The following is an 18,853-nucleotide window of genomic DNA, read 5'->3' as shown; positions in this document are numbered from 1 at the left end:
CGAAAATACAACGCTTGAAGCGCGTCATTTTCGACATTGCACGAAGCGCAATCATGCAGCGAAATGCACTATCTTGCTGTTGATCCATGCTCGCCCGACGCACCGTCAGACCATCGGCAAGCCTCTCATCTGCTAGATTCGGAATTTTTCCGATCGAAAGCCAATATACGGTCCGCCAACTCGGGACGCAAAGCAAAGCCCGGCCAGACCTCCCAGATACGCTCTCATCTCCATGACATTGCGTAAAAGGGAGAAATGATGGCGGTCAAATACGATAATGAAATCGAAGCACTCTTGAACGCGGCCGAGCAACATCGCCAATGCCTTGCCCGACCTAAGGACAAACATCTCATGAGGGCGCTCGCCTATCGCGCGAATCATGCAAAGCCACGCATGCTCCTTTCTCCGCATTGCGGAGCTTACGTTCGACGAACATATTGGAAGGGGCTTTCTCGACGAGACCAGGTGCTGCACATAGCCAGAGCAATCGCGCAACTACATCCGAAATGGATTTTCGATAGCTATACCGCTGCCGCCATCAGGGGTTGGAACGTGTCCTATGAACTTCTCGACAAGCTGAGCATCCTCGCCCCGTATCAGATTCAAACAAAATCGATTATCTCAAGATCTGCCAAACACCCTGCATTTGAGACTGTCGACGGACTTCGCGTATCAACAGTCCCCCAAACGCTCCACCATTGCCTGCGCGCCGAAGACCTGCGCATCTCTCTCCCCATCGCCGATTCCGCGCTGCGCGAAACCGGAAAGTCGAAGGGTGAGCTCATTGAATTAGTCAAGGCAGATCCGACGATAGCCCGATCGCGTGACTTCCAACGAACGATCGATGTTTTAACCCTCGCAGATTCACGCAGCGAGAGCGGGGGCGAATCCATTGCACGCGCGACAATGATAATGCTCGGCTTTGCCGTGCCCGACCTTCAGGTTGAATGTCGAGATCCGATGAATCCAAGCAAGGTGATACGCGTCGACTTCTACTGGGTCCTCGACGACGGCACCATCATCATCGGCGAACTCGACGGAAGGCAAAAATACATCGACCCAACAATGACTAAAGGGAAAGACCTGATTGAAGTGCTCACGGATGAGCGCCTGCGGGAATCGCGCCTCAGCGTCCTCGGCGCACGCATCGTTCGCTTCTCATATAGCGACGTACTGGACACTGTTTATTTTGCGCGGCTTCTTGAACGCTACGGGGTGCCGAGAAACACGTCGGGTCCATTCGTGAGCCGCACAATGATCTTGCCGCCCATGCGCGCTAGCAGTGACGATGTTCCGCCCCTCGAGTGCTACGCGGATCTTATTGCCTCATACGAGCGCGACACCCCGCGTTGACTCGATATCTCATACGATCGCGGCACCTTTGCGGCATGCACATCCGTAGCTCCGCGTGTGCAATGTCGAATTTGACACGCTTCAAACACGTTTTTTTCGACATCACACGCGCTGTGCGCGCTGTTGCAAGGCAATGATGACATGGGACAGCAAGGCGTCGGCTGCCTTATGACAACTCCGACGCAGCGTCCGGCCATATCGCGGCGTCGATCGAATCGCGGTGGCAATCGACCGCGCCACAGGTTCCCTCCGTACTAGTATCCCAGCGCCTGAAGGACGAACATCACGACGGTGAGGACCGTGATGAGGACGATGGTCGCCCAGGTGAGCACGTTCCACAGACGGCTGTTCTTGAAGCGGCCCATGATGTGCTTGTCGCTAGCGATGAAGACGAGGAACACAAGCAGGATGGGCAGCAACACGCCGTTGATGACCTGGGCGCTCATCATGATCTGGAACAAATCCACGCCGGGCATGATCACAAGCGCGGCAGACGCCACGATAATCACCGTAATGATGCCGCGGTACACCGGCGCCTCGTTCCAGCTGCGGTCGGCGCCGCGCTCCCAACCGAACGCCTCGCACACCGCAGAAGACGTCACGCCGGGCAGCACGCAGGCCGCCAGGAAACTCGCCGCGACAAGACCCGCGGCGAACAGCACCGTGGCAAACTCACCGGCGATGGGCTCCAGCGCGAGAGCGGCGTCGGCGGCGTCGGCGACCTCAATGCCGGCGGGATGCAGCACCGCGCCGGTCGTGATGATGATGAACCATGCGATGGCACAGGCGATCACGGAGCCGGTGGTGGTGTCGATGCGCTGCAGGACGATATCGGACTCGTCCGCGTTCTTATCCACCACGTTGTTCTGCGCCAGGAAGATCATCCACGGCGCAATGGTGGTGCCAATCGTAGCGACGAGCAGCGAGACGTAGCTCGGCTCGGGGATGAGATGCGGCGTCACCGTGGAAAGCGCCACCTCGCCCCAGTTGGGGCCAGCCAAAAACGCAGCGACCACGTAGGTCACGAAGACGCAGCTCACGAGCAGCAGGATCTTCTCGATCCGGCGGAAACTGCCACTCATGGTGAGCAGCCAGATGAGCAGGCCCATAAGCGGCACCGACACCGTCTTGGGAATGCCGAACAGCGCAAGGCCGCTCGCAATGCCCGCGAACTCGGAGATGGTGACCGCGGTGTTGGCGATGAGGAGCGCCACCATGGCGAGCGCCGTCTTGCGCACGCCGAACTTCTCGCGGATAAGCGAGGCAAAGCCCTTGCCCGTGACGCAGCCGCAACGGGCCGCCGTCTCCTGCACCACGATGAGCAGCAGCGCCATCACGGGAAGCATCCACAGCGTGGCGTAACCGTAGCTCGCGCCCGCACTCGAATAGGTTGCGATACCGCCAGCGTCGTTGCCGGAAAGCGCGGCCAGCAGGCCGGGGCCCATGGCGCCCAGCACGGCCGCGACGGTCAGTTTCTTCTTAGTTGCTTGTTCCATGCCCTCGATCACACCCTACAGAAGCGGCAACGAGCCGATCACCGTATAGGCGATGGCGGAAAGCAGAACCGCTGCGAACGTGAGCGAGGTGCCGGAGATGTTCTGGTCCTTCTCGTCGCTGCGGAACAGAGCGAAGAAATAAATGACGGCGCTGGCGTACGTCGCGACGATGACCGCCGCGGCGCCCTTGAAGCAGTCGAGCAGTGCGCTCGCCGCCCAGGGGCCGGCCTCGGCGAACAGGGTCGTCGCCATGAGCTCGCCGCACAAGAACACAACGGCAGCCAGCACGATGCCGATGAACGTGGTCTTGAGGAAAAAGCCAAGATAGGGCTTGGGTTCATCGTCGCGCTCGTCGTACTCGAGGTAGCTGTTCTTCACAAAGGACACCATGCGCATGGACGCGAGCAGGACCACCGGCATGATGGCGATGGGCATGAGTGCCATCATGCCCTGGCCCGTGATGATCTCGCGGGCGCCCGCCTCGCCCATGTGCCCCAGGCTCTCGAACGGCGTCACCACGATGGCCGCGATGGCGCAGGCGGCGATGGCCCAAACCACGATCCAGTACTGGCGTTGGGCGAACCAGGAGAAGGCATGCGTGGACTCACCCGCGCTGTTCTCGCTCACCGAGACACCGGCGATCTGCAAGTCCTCGGCGTGCTCCTCGGCAATGACGTCGAGGGCGTCGTCGACCGTGACGATGCCCAGGATATGGCGGTTCTCGTCGCAAACGGGAATCGCAACGAGGTCGTACTTGGTCATCTCGTCGGCCACGAGCTCCTGATCGAGGTCCGGAGCAACCCACACCACGTCGCGATACGCCAGGTCCTTGAGGCGATCGGTGTGCTCGGCCACCACGAGCGAGCGCATGGAAAGTACGCCCGTCAGCGCGCCCTCGGCATCGGTGGTGTAGACGTAATAGATGCTCTCGAAGTCCTCGTCGAGACCGCGCAGGGCGTCGATGGCATCCTGGACCGTGGCCGTGGCGGGAAGCGCCACGAACTGGTTGGTCATGATACGGCCGGCCGTGTCCTCCTCGTATCCGAGCAGGTTACGAATGGCTTTCTCCTCCTTGACGCCCATAAGGCGCAGGAGCTTCTCGGCCTTCTCGTAATCGAGCTCCTCGATGAGCGCCGCAGCGTCATCGGGGTCCATCGTGGCGAGCATCGTAGACGCCTCGCGGTCGGACAGGCCCTCGAGCATCTCGGTCATGAGCTCATCGTCGTCGAGCTCGGTAATGGCTTCTGCCGCCTGCTCGGTGTCGAGCTGGGCGAACACCTGCGTGCGCAGCCGGGGATCGAGCTGTTCGATGATGTCGGCGATGTCGGCAGGATGGAGCTCGGAAAGGGTCTTGTGCGACACCGAGAGCTTGATCTGCTTGGTGGAACGCTCGAGCAGGTCCATATAGGACCAGGCGATGATGTCCTCGGCGAGCGGCTTGCCGAGCATCTTGGCGACCTTCACGCTCACGCGCTCGAACAACGGGTGGATGGCGCGCAAAAGGCCTCGGGCGCCCACCTCGGCGCCGAGCAGACGCAACTGGTTGTCGCCGGTGGCCGACAGCTTGATGTCGTTCACTCGCACGACCTTCATGCCCTGCGTGTCGACGATCTGCTTGTTCATGATGTCGCGCGCGAGGAGAACCTCGTCGGGCTGGAGGTAGGAGAAGCGGATGTCGGTGGCGGGATACTTGAGGTACACGCCGTCCTCGTCAAAACGCTCGACGTACTTGCGCCATGAGATCATGAACGGCGTCTTGCCCGGGCCCTGGAAGGCCAGAGCGGTAACACGGGGGAAGACCTCGCCCGTGGCGATGCCCAAGTCGTTCACAACACCGATTTTCTCGCCGGCCGCATCCACGACCGGGAGTTTGAGCATTTCGGAAAAGTAGTTCATAGTGCTCCTTCAATATGCAGATGCACCCCGGCGGGCGCTCATCTGCCGCGCTGTGCGCGAAGGAGTCACTCGCAGGGGTCAGCGACTGTGTGGTCGGGGTTTAGGTTTCACCTCAGGCCTTTCTCGTGACCCTCAAAACTGCAAAAAACATGCGGCTGGCCCGGTGGGCACAGCCGCACTTACTATACCATGCCGCCCGCTTGTGACGGCACGCCTATTATCAGCAGATGGTAAGCCCACCTCGTAGGGCGCACCTCGCCCCTGAGCAGCGAAACCTCGAGCAAACCGGGCTCGAGGGAACTCCCAAACGATCACTTGCCCTGCTCGGAGTCCTTCTGCACCACGGGCAGGCTCGCCTTCTTGGGCATCCCCACCTTCGAGAGGTCCACCAGGTCCTTGAGGTCGTCGTCGGTGGCGATCATCTCGGATAGGGTGACGAACTCGTATCCTTCGGCCTGCAGGCGGTCGACGATCTGCGGCAGCGCCTCCACGGTTTGGGCGCAGGTTGCATCATTGTCGGTGAGCAGGACGATACTGCCGTTGCGAACGGAGCCGACCACGGTATCGGCAACGGCCGCGGCGCCGGGCAGCAGCCAGTCGCCCGAGTCGACGTTCCAGGAGACGATCGCACTCACCATATCCATGGCATCGGCCCAGTTCTGCTCGGAAAACTCGCCGAACGGCGGGCGCACAAGCGAGACCTTTCCGCCGCCCACCTTCTTCACGGCGGAGAAACTGTCGGAAAGCTGCGTTCGCAAATCGGAGGCGGAAAGCTCGCCCAGGTTGATATCGGAGTACGCATTGGTACCGAGCTCGTTGCCCGACTCGGCGATCGCCTTGACCGCCGCGGGCGCCGCGGCCACCTTGTCGCCGGAGACGAAGAACGTCGCCTTGGCATCCTTCTCCTTGAGGATGTCCAGGATCTCGGACGTGCGCGAGCTGGGACCCTCGTCGAACGTCAGCGCGATGTACTTCTTCCCCTTGGTGTCCGGCGTGATCGTGGTGCAAGTCACCTCGGCGTTCACCACATCCTCGACAACGCCCTTATCGGCCACGATACCGGTCTTTTTGCCGGTCCAAACCTCGGAACGGCCGGGCACGCCCCATGTCTGCACGAAACGCAGGGGACCCGTCCCGTCGATGGTGAGCGTGGGCTCGATGACGGTTGCCTCGACGTCATGCTTCTCGTAGATGTCCTTGCCGTCACCGACCTCGAGCTTCTCGCCGCCCGTAAGCTCGACCTCGCCCAGGCGATCGTTATCGATGGCCTTGCCATTCAGCTCGACGGTGCAGGCGGTGCCGCCGCCTTTCTCGAGAACGGAGTCGTCGACGGCGAGCAAATTGCCCGGGCGCGGCTCGAGCTCCTTCTCGCGGATGACGCGCTCGATGGAGGAATTGATGCGGACCTTTGCGGCCTCGCCGTTCAGCGTTATCTCGACGCTGCGATTTGCGTACCACACGATGCTCGCCACGAAGAGCAGAAAAGCACAGCCCACCACGATGATCGCGTAAGGGCGGCGGTCATTTCCACCGTAGCCGTGGCCGGAGCGACGACGCCCGCCAAAGCCCTGCGTCCGACGCAAATACTGTGCGTCACGGCGACGCGGCGGTTTACGGGCGCCGGAGAGGCGCCCGTTCGTGTTCTTGCGATAGCGAGGCTTGTTCTTGGTGGAATAGGAGGTGGTGTAGTTAGGCAATGGTTCTCCCGTCCATCGAATGTCATATATGTGCAACGGCGGCGGCTAGGACTTCTTCCCCGATCCCTTGGCGGGGGTCCCCGCGGCCTTTTTGTACTCGCTCACGAAGGCGCCAAACATACCCTTCGTCTTTCCGAGCTGTTTGCCCAAGGCGCGACTGCCCTTATCGAGGGCCTTTGAGCCCTTCTCGTCGATGACGGCGGCGCCCTTCTTTGCCTGGACCTTGGCCTTGGCGGTCACCTCGGACGCCTTTGCGGCGACCTTTACGCTCGCCTCGGCTGCCTTGGCTGCGGCACCGCCGGAGAACTCGAGATTCGCCGCGGCATCCTGGACGATCATCGCGTCGTCGCGGTAGCCCTTGAGCATGCTCGCGGGCATCTCCCTATGGCCGACGAGCGCGTTGGAGGCCCCGCCCTCGGTGAGGATGAAAGCGTTGACCTTGCCGGTGCGGAGGTTGAAGTCGACGTCGGCGCAGTAGCCCACGCGCTCCCCCGAAACGGTGCGCACGTCCATTCCCGTCCAGATGAGACACGCGTCCAGGTCGATACCCAAGCGTTTGGCGGCCGCAGTGTCAAACGCGGCGCGATCCTCCTTGACGACGATCTCCTCGGCACCGGCGGCGATTGCGTCGTAGGCAACGAAGCGGTCGGGCTGCTTGATCATGCCCGCGATGTCGGGCATCTTGATCATGAAGCCCACGACTTGCGTCCCATCCGGCGTGAACACCGGGCAGTGGAACTTGCCGATTTTTTTAGGATCGCGCGGCGTTCCGTCTTTTTTGAGTTTCTTGTCCTGCGCGGGAAGCTTGTACAGCTTCATTCCCGCGAAATCACCTGCCAGCATATGCGTGGCGAAGGGGCGCTTAGGCCTGGACGGGGTCGAGCGGGGCGTCGGGAGCAACCGTCTCCACCACCACGTCGGCGGCAGGGGTCACGGTGCCGGAGGCGACGGCGACATTGAGCTGCTCACGCAGCTGGTCCATACGCTCACGGGCGAGGTCGACCTTGGCGCGCAGCTCGTCGGTCGCGGCGTCCATGGTGGGGCCAAAGTCGCCCATAGCGGAACGGGCCTGGTCGACGCCCTGCTCATACATATCGCGCGCGGAATCCCAGGCGTCGTTGGCCATATCGGCGGCCATGGCGCGGGTCTCGGAACCGGAGCGCGGGGCGAACATGACGCCCAGGACGGCACCCGCGGCGGCGCCCACGGCAACGCCAGCGACAAAACTCATACCCTTGCCCATGATTACTCCTTAGTAGGACCGTCGGTCCAAGTCGGGTCAATTCGATGTTGAACCATTATACCCAGCGGGCGCGGCGAGCGTATCGCGGCGGACGCCCGCTTCACACCGTGGCGATGTCTCCGATAGGACAAACGGGTCGACCGCAGCTGCGACCGACCCGTCATGATGCGAACTTCCGCGTGCGGGAACCCCCGTCAAACGGTTTTACGCCTCGACGGCCACGCCATCAGGAACCTCTCCCTTGCCGGAGAACTTGCCGGCGCGGTAGTCGCGCGCACCCATCTCGGACCACTCGGGCTCCTCGTCGGGCATGGAGCCGAACTCCTTGCCACGCAGCTCCTTCAGGCAGTTGCCGGTGACGATCAGGCCGAGCGCAACCAAGAGCACGGCGAACACGAGCTGCAGGCCGGAGGTTGCCATGACGGCCATGCCGCCCGTCTGCAGCGCCGTCACGCAACCGGCGATGCTCATGCCGAGCGAGGTGAAGGTGCACACGAGCAGGAACGCGACGGGCACGTAGAGCATCAGGCCCTTACGGCCGGTGCACTTGCAGAACACGGCCAAGGTGATCATGGTCATGCCTCCGAGCAGCTGGTTGGAGGCGCCGAAGAGCGGCCAGATGTTGAGATAGCCGCCAAAGGTGAGGGCCAGGCCGGGCAGCAGGGTCACCACGGTGGCGAACCAGGGGTTGCCGAGCACCCTCATGGCGCCGGTCTTCTCGCTCTCAACGGCCAGGGCGTCGTTGCTCGTGGCGAAGAACTCGGAGAAGGAGGTACGGCCGATGCGGGCGACCGCGTCGAGGGAGGTCAGGGCGAGGGCAGAGACGTTCATAGTCATGAACACGGTCGCCACGGTGCCGTCGATGCCGAATGCCTGCATGCTGCGGGCGATGCCGGTGGCGAAGATCGCGAACGGGGTGGAGGCGACGCCACCGTTGAGGGCACCCGTACCAGCAGTGTTCATATCGGAGAACATGATGCCGGCAACGATGATGGCGAGGATACCCACGAAGGACTCCACGACCATGGCGCCGTAACCGACCTTCACCGCATCGGCCTCGTTCTCGACCATCTTGGAGGACGTGCCCGAGGACACCAGGCTATGGAAGCCGGAGAGCGCGCCGCAAGCGACGGAGACGAACAGCACCGGGAACATCATGCCGGAGGCGGAGGTGAAGCCCGTGAACACCGGGGCGGTGATGGTGGCCTGGCCCTTGGCACCGAGCACCACGATGCCGAGGACGGCGCACACGATCATGACGATCATCATGATGGAAGTCAGGTAGTCGCGCGGCTGCTTGAGGGTCTGGATGGGCATGGCACCGGCGAACACCAGGTACACCATGACGACGGCGATCCAGCCGTTAAGGTCGAGGTAGACGGGGAACTGCATGCCGACCGCGAACATGGCTACCATGAGGACGACGCCCGTGGCAAACTGCTTGGCGCCCGTGAGGTTGAACTTGCGGCAGGCCCAACCGAAGGCCATGGCGACGAAGGTGAACAGGATCGAGATCGTGCCCGCGCAGCCGGCGGCATAGGACTTGGCAAAATCGACCGCGCCGGCGGCGTCGGGCGTGAACTTGAAGGTGCCGGCGACCATGGAGGTGAACGCCGCGATCACGATCAGGCAGAACAGCCAGCAGAACAACAGGAACAGACGACGCCCCGTGCGGCCGATGTACTTCTCGATGAGCTGGGCGAGGGACTTGCCGTTGTTCTTCATCGAGGCGTACAGCGCGCCGAAATCGTGCACCGCGCCAAAGAAGATGCCGCCTACGAGCACCCACAACACAACCGGAAGCCAGCCGAACGCCATGGCGACGATGGTGCCCGTGACGGGACCCGCACCGCAGATCGAGCTGAACTGGTGCGAGAAGACGGTGAAGGCGGACGCCGGCGAAAAGTTCTTGCCATCCTCCATGCGGCACGCCGGCGTGAGGGCCTCGCGGTCGACACCCCATTTACTCGCGAGCCACCTTCCGTAACCCAGGTAACCTGCGGCCAAAACTGCCGCGGCGACCACCATCAATACGACTCCGTTCATGGTTCCTCCCCCTCTTGAGTGTCAAAGCCAGAAAAAATGGGGGCCGTCGATGCAATACGACGGCCCCCATCAGCTATCAGCCGCCCGTGAATGCACGGGCGGCACATCTTGCCAACTCGTGCTAGCTAATAATGCTGAGAATGTTTAGGCAAAGATGACGCATGGCTTCAAAACCCTTTGTGATTGCGACGTTCGCGCGGACGCGCTCTCGTCTACTAAAGTGGACGGTTGCAGTATTGCGCTTTAGCAAACTGGAGTCAACAAGATTTCATCCGTGTTTCGTCTTGAGAAAACCCGGCCCTGCGGAGGTGGGAGGCGGGCGAATACCCTACAGGCGGGCCCCGCTAACCCTCGATCGCGTCGATGGCGCGGATAAAAGCCGAGCGCATGCCCGCCGCCTCGAGTTCCGCCACACCGCGAATCGTGGTGCCGCCGGGAGAGCAGACGGCGTCTTTCATCGCACCGGGGTGCATGCCGGTCGCAAGCTGCAGCTTGGCGGTGCCAACCATCATCTGGCTCACCATGGGGTAGGCCGTGGCACGCGGAATCCCGTGCTTGACCGCGGCATCCGCAAGGGCCTCGATGACCATGGCTATGAACGCCGGAGAACAGCCTCCCACCGTTCCGGCGACGGATAGCAGGCGCGTCTCGACCTCGACCGGAGTACCGAGCAGATCGAGCAGGGCGAAGACGAGGTCGTGGTCGCCCTCGGTGAGCGTAGAGGCCTTCTCGCAGGCAATCACGCCCTCGTTGATGGCAACCGGGGTGTTGGGCACCGTCGAGAGATGACGCGTCCCCGGAATGACGCGCTCATACGCCTCGCAGTCCCAACCAGCCGCGACCGAGAGCACCGCCTTGTCTGCGAGGAGCTGCGCCACCGGGCCCAGCACGCGCTCGATCATGTAGGGCTTAACCGCAACGACCACCACGTCGGCAGCCTCGATCACTGCGGCCGCATCCTCGAACGCGCGCATACCGCGCTCCTCGCAGCGACTCTTGAGCGCATCGAAACGGCCGGCGCAGGCGCACATGTTCTCCGCCAAAACCGCACCGCTGGCAATCCAGCCATCCGCCATGGCGCTCGCCATATTGCCAAATCCGATGAAGCCGATCTTGGTCTCTTCCAGATTCACGAAAGCCCCTCTCGCCAAGGGCGGGCCGCATTCGGCAGGCCGCCCGTTTACGTCATATATGCAGATATCTTACGGCAACGATGCAGGTGCTCCCGTCTTGTTAGCATGAGAGCTTCGTGCGCAACAAAAGGGGGCCGGGCGTGGAAAAACGCGGGGGCGGAAGAATCGCCCTGTTCGACAACATCAAGGGCATTCTCATCATCCTGGTGGTCCTCGGCCACGTAGCGCACCCCGTCCACAACGATAATCCCGTCCTCAGTGCAGCCTTCGACATCATCTACCTATTCCACATGCCGTTATTTGTGTTCATGTCCGGCCTGTTCGCCAAGGGCGCGTACCGTGGAGGCAAGCTCAACGTCGACCGCATTTTGAGTTTTCTCGTTCTCGGTTTTGGCTTCCAGCTAGCGCTCGCGCTCGTCAACGGCGCCGCGCTCACACCCGCGCGCATCCTCTCGTTCACGTCGGCGCCGTGGTATCTGGTCTCCATGGCATGTTGGTACGCACTGACCCCGGCGCTCTCATATCTGGGCCCTCGACGGGGCCTGGCACTCGCGCTCGCTGCATCGCTGCTGTGGGGCATGGTCGATCTCTCGAGCGGCTTGCTCGCCATCAGCCGAACCATCGCGTTTTTGCCGTGCTTCGCGCTCGGGTACTACCTGGAACCGCAGGACATCCTGCGCATTCGCAACTGGCGAGGAGCAGCGCGCGCAGTTGCGATCGCTCTCGCGATTGCCGCCATACGCGTGATCGACCCCGATGCGCACGAGTGGTTCTTTCCCATGGTCTATGGTGACAACCCTTATGAGCATGGCCTTCTTATGGGAGTGCTGCAAAAGCTCACCGCGCTCGGAATAGGCGCGCTGTTCTCCGTCGCCCTGATCCGCCTGGCGCCCGAGCATCGAGGCGCGCTCACCACCCTCGGTCGCCGCACGCTTCAAGTCTACGTGCTGCATCGCCTAATCCGCGCATGGCTCACCTTCCACACGCCGCTCTACGACTTCCCATGGATGATCGAGGCGGTGCCCGGCTCGCTTGTCGTCACCGCGCTCACAGCCGCTATCGTCCTCGCGTGCGCCGCGCCCGTCTTCGAGCGCCCCTTCGCGCGGCTGCTCAAGATTCACTGGACAAGGGTGCTCGTGCGCCCGATGCGAGCAGACCGGTAACGCGCGGACCTGGTGCGCGCGGGCAGGCCGCGCGCGAGTAGGCAGCGCGCGGACGCACTGGACGCGCGAGTCGAACGCATGGGAAATAGCCAAAGATAGGATATGAACGGTTGACCCCCTACTATTCATTTTTGCGATATTGTTTCCGCAGGTAGATATGCGTACAAAAATGGAGCTTATGAACCAATCGTTCATAAGCTCCATTTTCTGCCATCAAAATCGTTCATAAGTTCACGCACCCTGCGGGGGGGGCAGGCAGACGCCTCACCCTACGAGGCCCGGCAGGCGCCTCACCCTGCGGGGGCCGGCAGGGGCCGTGCCCAAATCAGGAACACCGGGGCCGTGCCCAGGCCGAAGACAGCCAGGGGCCGCGCCCGGACGAACGGGGTAACCCCAAGTGCGACTAGTGCCAGGTGGCGTGCTCCTTCTTGACCTTGCGCGCGAGCATCAGGACGGCGAGCGCCTCAATCGCGCCCACAACCAGCAGGATCGCATTCGGCACGTCGATCTTCACAAAGCCCTGCCACGACCAGAACAGCACCGCCACGGCAGTGACTGCGAGGCAGCCGAGCGAAGTCGCGACCGCGGTGCCGCTGCGCGACGGCACGTTCGACGCGCGCATGCCCATGAGGCCCATCACCACAAAGCACAGGCCCGACACGCCGGAAACGCCCATGTACAGGGACGCCGCGTCCGTACCCGAAATCGCGGTGCCGCCAAACAGACCCGCACCGGCAACAGCCAGGCCAAACGTCAGCATGGCAAGGCCCGTGATAGCGGACACCATGGCGATAATCTTCAACATCTTTCTCGAGCTGCTCATCGCTTCCCCTCTCCTCAGGAGAGGGGGCCGTTTCCCGCGGCCCCCTCGTTGCATTTCGGTTGCTATATACCCAGTTTACACGTCCAGGCGCGAGTTCACCGGCGGGACCGGGGGCGCCTGAGGCACGGGCGCGGCGTCGACCGCCTGGCTCGCGGCGAGCATCTGCTCGAACATGCCCGCGCTCTGCGTAAAATCGGTGGGCAGCACCACGGTGCTCGCACGACCACTCTTGGCGAACTCGTTCATCATCTCCGTCCACTGGGTGAACATGAACAGCTGGTTGGCCTCGGCATTGCCCACGCCCGTCTCCTGGATGGTCTCGAGCGAATCCTTGATGCCGATGGCGATGGCCTTGCGCTGGTTGGCAATGCCCTCACCGGCCTTCTCCATGGCCTCGGCCTCAGCGCGCGCCTCGGTGACGCGGCGGATGCGATCGGCCTCGGCGAGGTCCTGCGCAGCGGCCTTGGTGCGCTGCGCGGCGTTGATCTGGTTCATGGAGTCCTCGACCTCGGCGGGCAGTGCGATCTTGGTGATCAACGTGCTCACCAAGGTGAACCCGTAGGCGTCCATCTGCTCGGACACGGTTGCGTTCACGTCCTTGGCGATGTCGTCTTTCTTGGCAAAGACCTCGTCGAGGGTATAGACGGGAATCGAAGAGCGCAGGGCGTCGGTGATGAAGTCGCGCATCTGCGCCACGGGCTGCTGGAGCATGTAGTAGCTCTTGTACACGCCGGACTCAGCAGGGCCGGTGCCCATCTCGTAGCTCACGTGATACTGGGCCGAGACCTCCAGGCCGATGGTCACGTTGTCCTGCGTCTTCACGTCGATATCGAAACCGTTCTTCATGGTGCGCAGGCTCACCGTTGCGGCCTTGCGGTCGATGAAGGGGATCTTGACGTGAAAGCCGGCGCCCACGATGCGATGGAACTTTCCCAGACGCTCGATGATCACCGCATGCTGCTGCTTGACCACGAAGAACAGGTTGCCCGTGACCAGGCCAACGATCACGAAGATGATCGCCAAGCCAAAGAGGCCGCCCACAAGATCGAAGAGGAAGAACATGTTCGGTCCTTAGAACGTGGTTTTCGTTGGATGCATCATACCCACTTGCCGTTCAACCCGCCGCGAGATACCGCCTGTTTCCCGCAAACGGTCGGTGGCAGTGAAGCGGCGAGAACGCAAGATATACTGTGCCGATACACCCGCGCGCACGGCGCCCGCGAACTCCATCGCCCAAGACTCGCCCGAGACGCGCGGAGCCCCGGCACCGTGAAGAATATGGGAGGCACCCATGGCACGACGCAAAGAGCATGACGCCCAGGTCGATCCGTTCACCGCCGGTGAACCGACCCTCCCATGGGACGAACCGGGTGTTTTCGACGGGCTGTTCGACGACATCGAACCGGAGGCCTGCGCCCTTGACGGGAGCCCCTACGACGGCCCCACCAAGACGCGCGACGATTACGAGGCCCCCTCCGCAGACAACACCGCCGATCACTTCCAGCGCGCACAATCCCCCAGCCCCTCCGAAGCGCGCGAGCAAAAGCGGCAGATGCGGGCGGAGCGCACCGCCGCGCGACGGGCCGCCAAAGCCGCACCCAAAGACAAACGGGGACCTTCACCGTTGGGCAAGACCGTGCGGGCAATTGTCATCTTCGTCGTCTTGGCGAACTTGCTGCCCGCCTTGCTCTACGGCATAGGCGGCCTCTTCTCGAACCTGACATCCGAGACGGATTCCCCCGAACTCATCGAGCCGGAAGAGCCCTCGTACGACGGTCACGACCCGAGCCCCGGAATCGACATGGACTCCCTGGATGACGATGAGCGTGCTTGCGTGCAGATCTGCGATGCCTACCTGCAGGCCATCGCCAGCGAGCAGAGCCCCGAGCGCACGGCGATCATCGATGGCCTTAACCAGAGCATGGTGGAAACCACCGGCTACACCTGCGATGAACTTGGCATCGACGCGAACGCCTATGCGGATTGGGCGCTCTCCAATTTCAGCTACCGGATCGACTCCTGCTACGCACACACCGACGAGGGCACCGCGAGCCTGTACCTCTACACTTGGGGACCCGACCTCCTCGACATGCGCGCCACGCTGCGGCAGAGCGTCTACAGCTATATCAGCGAGCTGGACACTGACGAGGCGGGGACCAAGCGGCCCCTCGCCGAGAACGAGCAGGCGCATGTGCGCGAGCTGTTCGCCGAGGCAATCGAGAACGCCGAGATGGACTCCGAATCCTTCCTCGGGTTCCAGCTGGCCTTTGAAGACGGCACCTGGGTCCTCGACCTCGATCAGGCGCAATACCAACTTGGCATCCCCTTGGGGTACTAGAACCGGCGCACATGAAAAAGGGCGAGCACCCCAAAGGATGCCCGCCCTTGAAATCTGGCGTATCCAGACCGTCTCCGGCCCCTCGACCTACTCCTCGGCCTGACCGCCCTGAGCCCGTTCGCGCTCGACACGCTCGGCCTCGGCGCGCTCGCGCTCCAACTGCTCGCGCACATGACGCGGCTTGACGCCGCGCGGCTTGTTGACCAGAGCTTCCTCACCATGGGCACGGTACTGACGACACCAGGTCTTAACCGACGACTCGCTGGGGATGCCGTGCTTGATCATCACTTCACGCACGCTCATGCCGTTCTCCAAACGGTCCTTGACCGCAGAAAGCTTGAGCTCGAACGGATACACGCGATGCGTGGCCCCCGCGTTCATCACCGCGACCTTGCCACCGGCCGCATAGGAGCGTGCCCACTGACGTGCCGTGGCATCGGGGATACCGAGCTTCGATGCAAGGGCACGATGCCCCGCACCGGTTGCAAGAACCTTTACCGCCTGTCGGCGTACCTTGGCGTCATACGCGCGTCCTGTTTTCTGCTCGGCCACGAATCTCACCTCTCGACGTGCTCACAACCTCGGCACAGCTCTTAACCACAGCCCTGCTCGGCAATCTCGCACAGTATAGCCGTTAGAACAAAAATCCCACCTGTAAAACAGGTATATCGAAAACCGCACATAGTTAGTACGGGCGTCTTTTTATAGACGCATGTTACCCATTTCCGATTGACACGCATACGGAAACTTGACAAACACACACTTGATATCTACCCCGGTACGTGCTGGGCCGTGCACGCCACCGCTCGCTCAATATAAACCCCCTATCGATACGCGCAACCCCCGCGGGGCCGGATATGGGTCCGCGGGGGTCGAGCGCGCTCATGCGATACATGGAGGCTTTATGCCGAACAGGACTCGCACTCCTCCACTTCCAGGGATTTGCTGCGCACGTAATAAATCGTCTTCACGCCGCGACGCCATGCCTCGAGGTAGAGATTGAGCACCTGACGCAACGTGTAGTCATTCGTAATGTAGAGGTTCATCGACTGCGCTTGGTCGATATGGCGCTGACGCACGCCCGCGGCGCGCACGCTCCATGTCTGCTCGATATAGTGCGCCGGCTTGTAGTACCAATACGTACGCGGCGAAAGCTCCGGCGCCACGCGCGGCAGCATCGAGCCTTTCTTCTCCTCCAAGAAGAACTTGCGCATGATCGGGTCGATGCCCGGCGTGGTTCCCGAGAGAATCGAGGTCGAGCTCGTAGGCGCAATCGCCAGAAGATAGGCGTTGCGCACGCCATTGCGCGCCACCGCCTCGGCCAGCTCGCCCCAATGCTCGGCGCCCATCGCGCCCTCGCGCACCCCGGCAACCTCACCAGACAAGGAACAGTACCCGCGCTTGGCAAAATATGCACCCGTCTGCCAATCGCTACCCTCGAACAGCCCGTAGGCCCCACGCTCCTCCGCCAGGCGCTCGCTAGCACGAATCGCATGGTAGTTGATGCGTTCAAACACCTCGTCGGCAAAGGCCAGGTGCTCTTCGCTCTCCCACGAGATCCCGCGACGGGCAAGCATGTGGTGATAACCCGAAACGCCCAGGCCGATCGAGCGATAGCGATGGTTGGTGATGCGCGCATAGGGCAGCGCATAGAAATTCAGGTCGATGACATTGTCCAGCGCACGGACCGCGGTCTCGATCACGCGGCCCATGGTTTCGTCATCCTCGACGGGAAGGCGGCCGAGCGAGAGGCTCGCGAGGTTGCACACCACAAAATCGCCCGGGCGCGTGGTAGTCACCACGACCGTATCGCCGTCCTCGGTCACAACCTCGCGCGCCACCTCCTCGATCGCGCTTGTATTCTGCGCGATCTCGGTGCAGAGGTTCGAGCAGTAGATCACGCCCTCATGCCCATTGGGGTTCGCGCGATTCACGGCGTCACGCATGAAAGCGAACGGGGTGCCGGTCTCCACGGCGCTCTTGAGAATGAGGCGCACCAGGTCCTTGATAAGAATGCGGCGCTTGGAGATGCGAGGGTCGGCCACGCAATCGCGGTAGCGGCGCTCCCACTCATCGCCATAGAAATCTTCGAGCGCATAACCCTTGACCTGCAGGATGTCATGCGGGCACATGAGGTGCCAGTCCTGGTCGAGGCTCTCCTCGGCCATGCGCCAAAACAGGTCCGGATAGCACACGGCTGGAAAGACATCGTGCGCCTTCATGCGGTCGTCGCCGTTGTTCGTTCGCAAATTCAGAAACTCGGGCAGATCACGGTGCCAGGCATCCAGATACACCGCCACGGCGCCCTGGCGCATACCCAGCTGATCGACCGCCACGGCGGTGTCGTTGATCACGCGGATCCAGCGGATCACGCCGCCCGCAACGCCCTCGAAGCCGCGGATGGACCCGCCGGTTGCGCGCACCTTGCCCAGGTACACGCCCATGCCGCCGCCGTATTTGCTCACCTGGGCAAAATTGTCGATGCTGCGATAGATACCCACGAGGCTGTCCGGCACCGTGTCGATAAAACAGCTCGAGAGCTGATGATCGGGCTTACGGGCATTGCTCAGCGTGGGCGTGGCCATGGTCACCTCAAGCTTGCTGAGCATATCGTAGAACCGCTTGACCCACGCAAGGCGCTGCGTCGGCTCCTCGTTCATGGCGAGATGCAACGCGATACCGAGGAACATCTCCTGTGGGCTCTCCAGGGGCGTATGGTCGTGCGCGCGGATTACGTAACGGTTGATAAGCAGGTCGAGGCCTGAATATGCGAACAGCTCATCGCGCTCGGGCACCATGAAGGCCGCCGCCTCCTCAAGTTCCGAGACGGAATAGGAGGCAAGGATGTAATCGCCGTACAGACCGCGCTCGGTGAGGTGGCGCACCAGCTCCCCGAACGATACGATGCCCAGCTCGCGACGCGTGACGGTAAGACGACGCATAAACGAAAGGTCCAGGAGGCGCGCGGCGATCATCTCCCAACGTGGGGCCTCCTGACTGGTGAGTTCAACGGCCGCACGGATGAGCGCGCCGAGGCGCGCGTCGGCATCCTGGCCGGCACCCGTGAGGGCGCGGAATCGAGCAGAGAGCATGGCCAGGTCGTAGGCAGGATCGTCAAAGTCGCGCTGGATACGGGTGAGGGTGCGGTCGAGGTCCTCGGCAAGGTGGTCCTTCGGCGCGGCAGCAGCGTCGTCATCCGCGGCGGATGGGGCGCCGGCCGGCACGAGGCCATCTTCGTATGCGATTCCCCCGCCTAAACCGGCAACGGCACGCGCGAGCTCGACACGAACCGCGCGCTTTTCGGCCCGCTCATGGCGGTAGAGGATGTAACTTTTCGCCACCTCGAAATGGCCGCGCTCCATGAGCGCGCGCTCAACCAGGTCTTGAACCCCCTCGACGCAATCGACGGCATCACGAGCCATGGCCTGTTCAATGCTGGCGAGAAGTGCCTCCAGCTCGTCGATAGACACCGCCGGCGCAGATGCCCCATGCCCTGCAATCAGGCCCCGGGCAGCGGTCTGCTCGTCAGCCACGTCTTCAAAGGCACGCCTCATCGCCTCGACGATCTTCGCCCCGTCGAAGCGCTCGCTGCGGCCGTCCCGCTTCTTTATGAACCCCACATCCGGGGTGCCGGTCTCCGTCATTGCCTCTCCCTGCTATCTGTG

Annotated in this window: 14 protein-coding genes; 3 read left to right on the top strand and 11 right to left on the bottom strand. The window is 62.4% G+C overall.

Annotation, left to right across the window (positions count from 1 at the left end; translation table 11 throughout):
- Window positions 1-258 precede the first annotated feature (258 nt).
- A complete protein-coding gene (locus FY258_RS06025; protein WP_147350722.1) occupies window positions 259-1,353 on the top strand; it encodes a hypothetical protein in 1,095 nt (364 codons plus the stop codon).
- Window positions 1,354-1,607: 254 nt separating this feature from the next.
- Here the strand turns inward: FY258_RS06025 and FY258_RS06020 are convergent, their stop codons facing one another.
- The 7 genes from FY258_RS06020 to proC all read right to left on the bottom strand — a co-directional run bounded on the left by FY258_RS06020 (window position 1,608) and on the right by proC (window position 10,864).
- The gene (locus FY258_RS06020; RefSeq protein ID WP_118104157.1) at window positions 1,608-2,849 is read right to left on the bottom strand and encodes an Nramp family divalent metal transporter; all 1,242 of its coding nucleotides are present in this window, start codon (window positions 2,847-2,849) and stop codon (window positions 1,608-1,610) included.
- 15 nt (window positions 2,850-2,864) lie between these two features.
- Complete coding sequence (locus tag FY258_RS06015) at window positions 2,865-4,745, bottom strand: magnesium transporter (protein ID WP_118104155.1); 1,881 nt, start codon at window positions 4,743-4,745, stop codon at window positions 2,865-2,867.
- A 311-nt stretch (window positions 4,746-5,056) separates the two neighbouring features.
- On the bottom strand, window positions 5,057-6,442 hold the full coding sequence (locus FY258_RS06010; RefSeq protein ID WP_259324476.1) for a polysaccharide deacetylase family protein: 1,386 nt from the start codon (window positions 6,440-6,442) through the stop codon (window positions 5,057-5,059).
- A 45-nt stretch (window positions 6,443-6,487) separates the two neighbouring features.
- A complete protein-coding gene (locus FY258_RS06005; protein ID WP_259324475.1) occupies window positions 6,488-7,261 on the bottom strand; it encodes a PRC-barrel domain-containing protein in 774 nt (257 codons plus the stop codon).
- A gap of 43 nt (window positions 7,262-7,304) precedes the next feature.
- On the bottom strand, window positions 7,305-7,685 hold the full coding sequence (locus FY258_RS06000; protein ID WP_118104151.1) for a YtxH domain-containing protein: 381 nt from the start codon (window positions 7,683-7,685) through the stop codon (window positions 7,305-7,307).
- A 204-nt stretch (window positions 7,686-7,889) separates the two neighbouring features.
- Window positions 7,890-9,731, bottom strand: coding sequence for a carbon starvation CstA family protein (locus FY258_RS05995; protein ID WP_118104149.1), 1,842 nt, complete (start codon window positions 9,729-9,731; stop codon window positions 7,890-7,892).
- Between the two features lie 344 nt (window positions 9,732-10,075).
- Window positions 10,076-10,864, bottom strand: coding sequence for a pyrroline-5-carboxylate reductase (gene proC, locus FY258_RS05990; RefSeq protein WP_118104147.1), 789 nt, complete (start codon window positions 10,862-10,864; stop codon window positions 10,076-10,078).
- 140 nt (window positions 10,865-11,004) lie between these two features.
- Between proC and FY258_RS05985 the strand changes: the two genes are divergently transcribed.
- Entirely contained in the window at window positions 11,005-12,027 is a 1,023-nt protein-coding gene (locus tag FY258_RS05985; RefSeq protein ID WP_259324474.1) for an acyltransferase family protein, read from the top strand.
- Between the two features lie 403 nt (window positions 12,028-12,430).
- On the opposite strand, the gene FY258_RS05980 is transcribed toward FY258_RS05985, so the two are convergent.
- Both FY258_RS05980 and FY258_RS05975 read right to left on the bottom strand, forming a co-directional pair.
- Window positions 12,431-12,850 (bottom strand): hypothetical protein, encoded by a 420-nt coding sequence (locus tag FY258_RS05980; protein ID WP_118104143.1) that lies wholly within the window; start codon window positions 12,848-12,850, stop codon window positions 12,431-12,433.
- A 75-nt stretch (window positions 12,851-12,925) separates the two neighbouring features.
- Window positions 12,926-13,912 (bottom strand): SPFH domain-containing protein, encoded by a 987-nt coding sequence (locus FY258_RS05975; protein ID WP_118104141.1) that lies wholly within the window; start codon window positions 13,910-13,912, stop codon window positions 12,926-12,928.
- 229 nt (window positions 13,913-14,141) lie between these two features.
- On the opposite strand from FY258_RS05975, the gene FY258_RS05970 reads away from it, so the two are divergent.
- Window positions 14,142-15,188: a hypothetical protein gene (locus FY258_RS05970; protein WP_118104139.1), complete on the top strand. Its 1,047-nt coding sequence runs from the start codon at window positions 14,142-14,144 to the stop codon at window positions 15,186-15,188.
- Window positions 15,189-15,275: 87 nt separating this feature from the next.
- Here FY258_RS05970 and FY258_RS05965 read toward each other — a convergent pair whose 3' ends face one another.
- Together FY258_RS05965 and FY258_RS05960 are read right to left on the bottom strand one after the other, a co-directional pair.
- Complete coding sequence (locus FY258_RS05965) at window positions 15,276-15,740, bottom strand: helix-turn-helix domain-containing protein (RefSeq protein WP_118104137.1); 465 nt, start codon at window positions 15,738-15,740, stop codon at window positions 15,276-15,278.
- 350 nt (window positions 15,741-16,090) lie between these two features.
- The gene (locus FY258_RS05960; RefSeq protein WP_118104135.1) at window positions 16,091-18,832 is read right to left on the bottom strand and encodes a ribonucleoside-diphosphate reductase subunit alpha; all 2,742 of its coding nucleotides are present in this window, start codon (window positions 18,830-18,832) and stop codon (window positions 16,091-16,093) included.
- Window positions 18,833-18,853: the final 21 nt, after the last annotated feature.

The organism is Collinsella intestinalis (assembly GCF_902364775.2).
GTDB lineage: Bacteria > Actinomycetota > Coriobacteriia > Coriobacteriales > Coriobacteriaceae > Collinsella.
The sequence above is the reverse complement of the archived record's forward strand: the minus strand, read 5'-3'. Positions and strand labels throughout refer to the sequence as shown.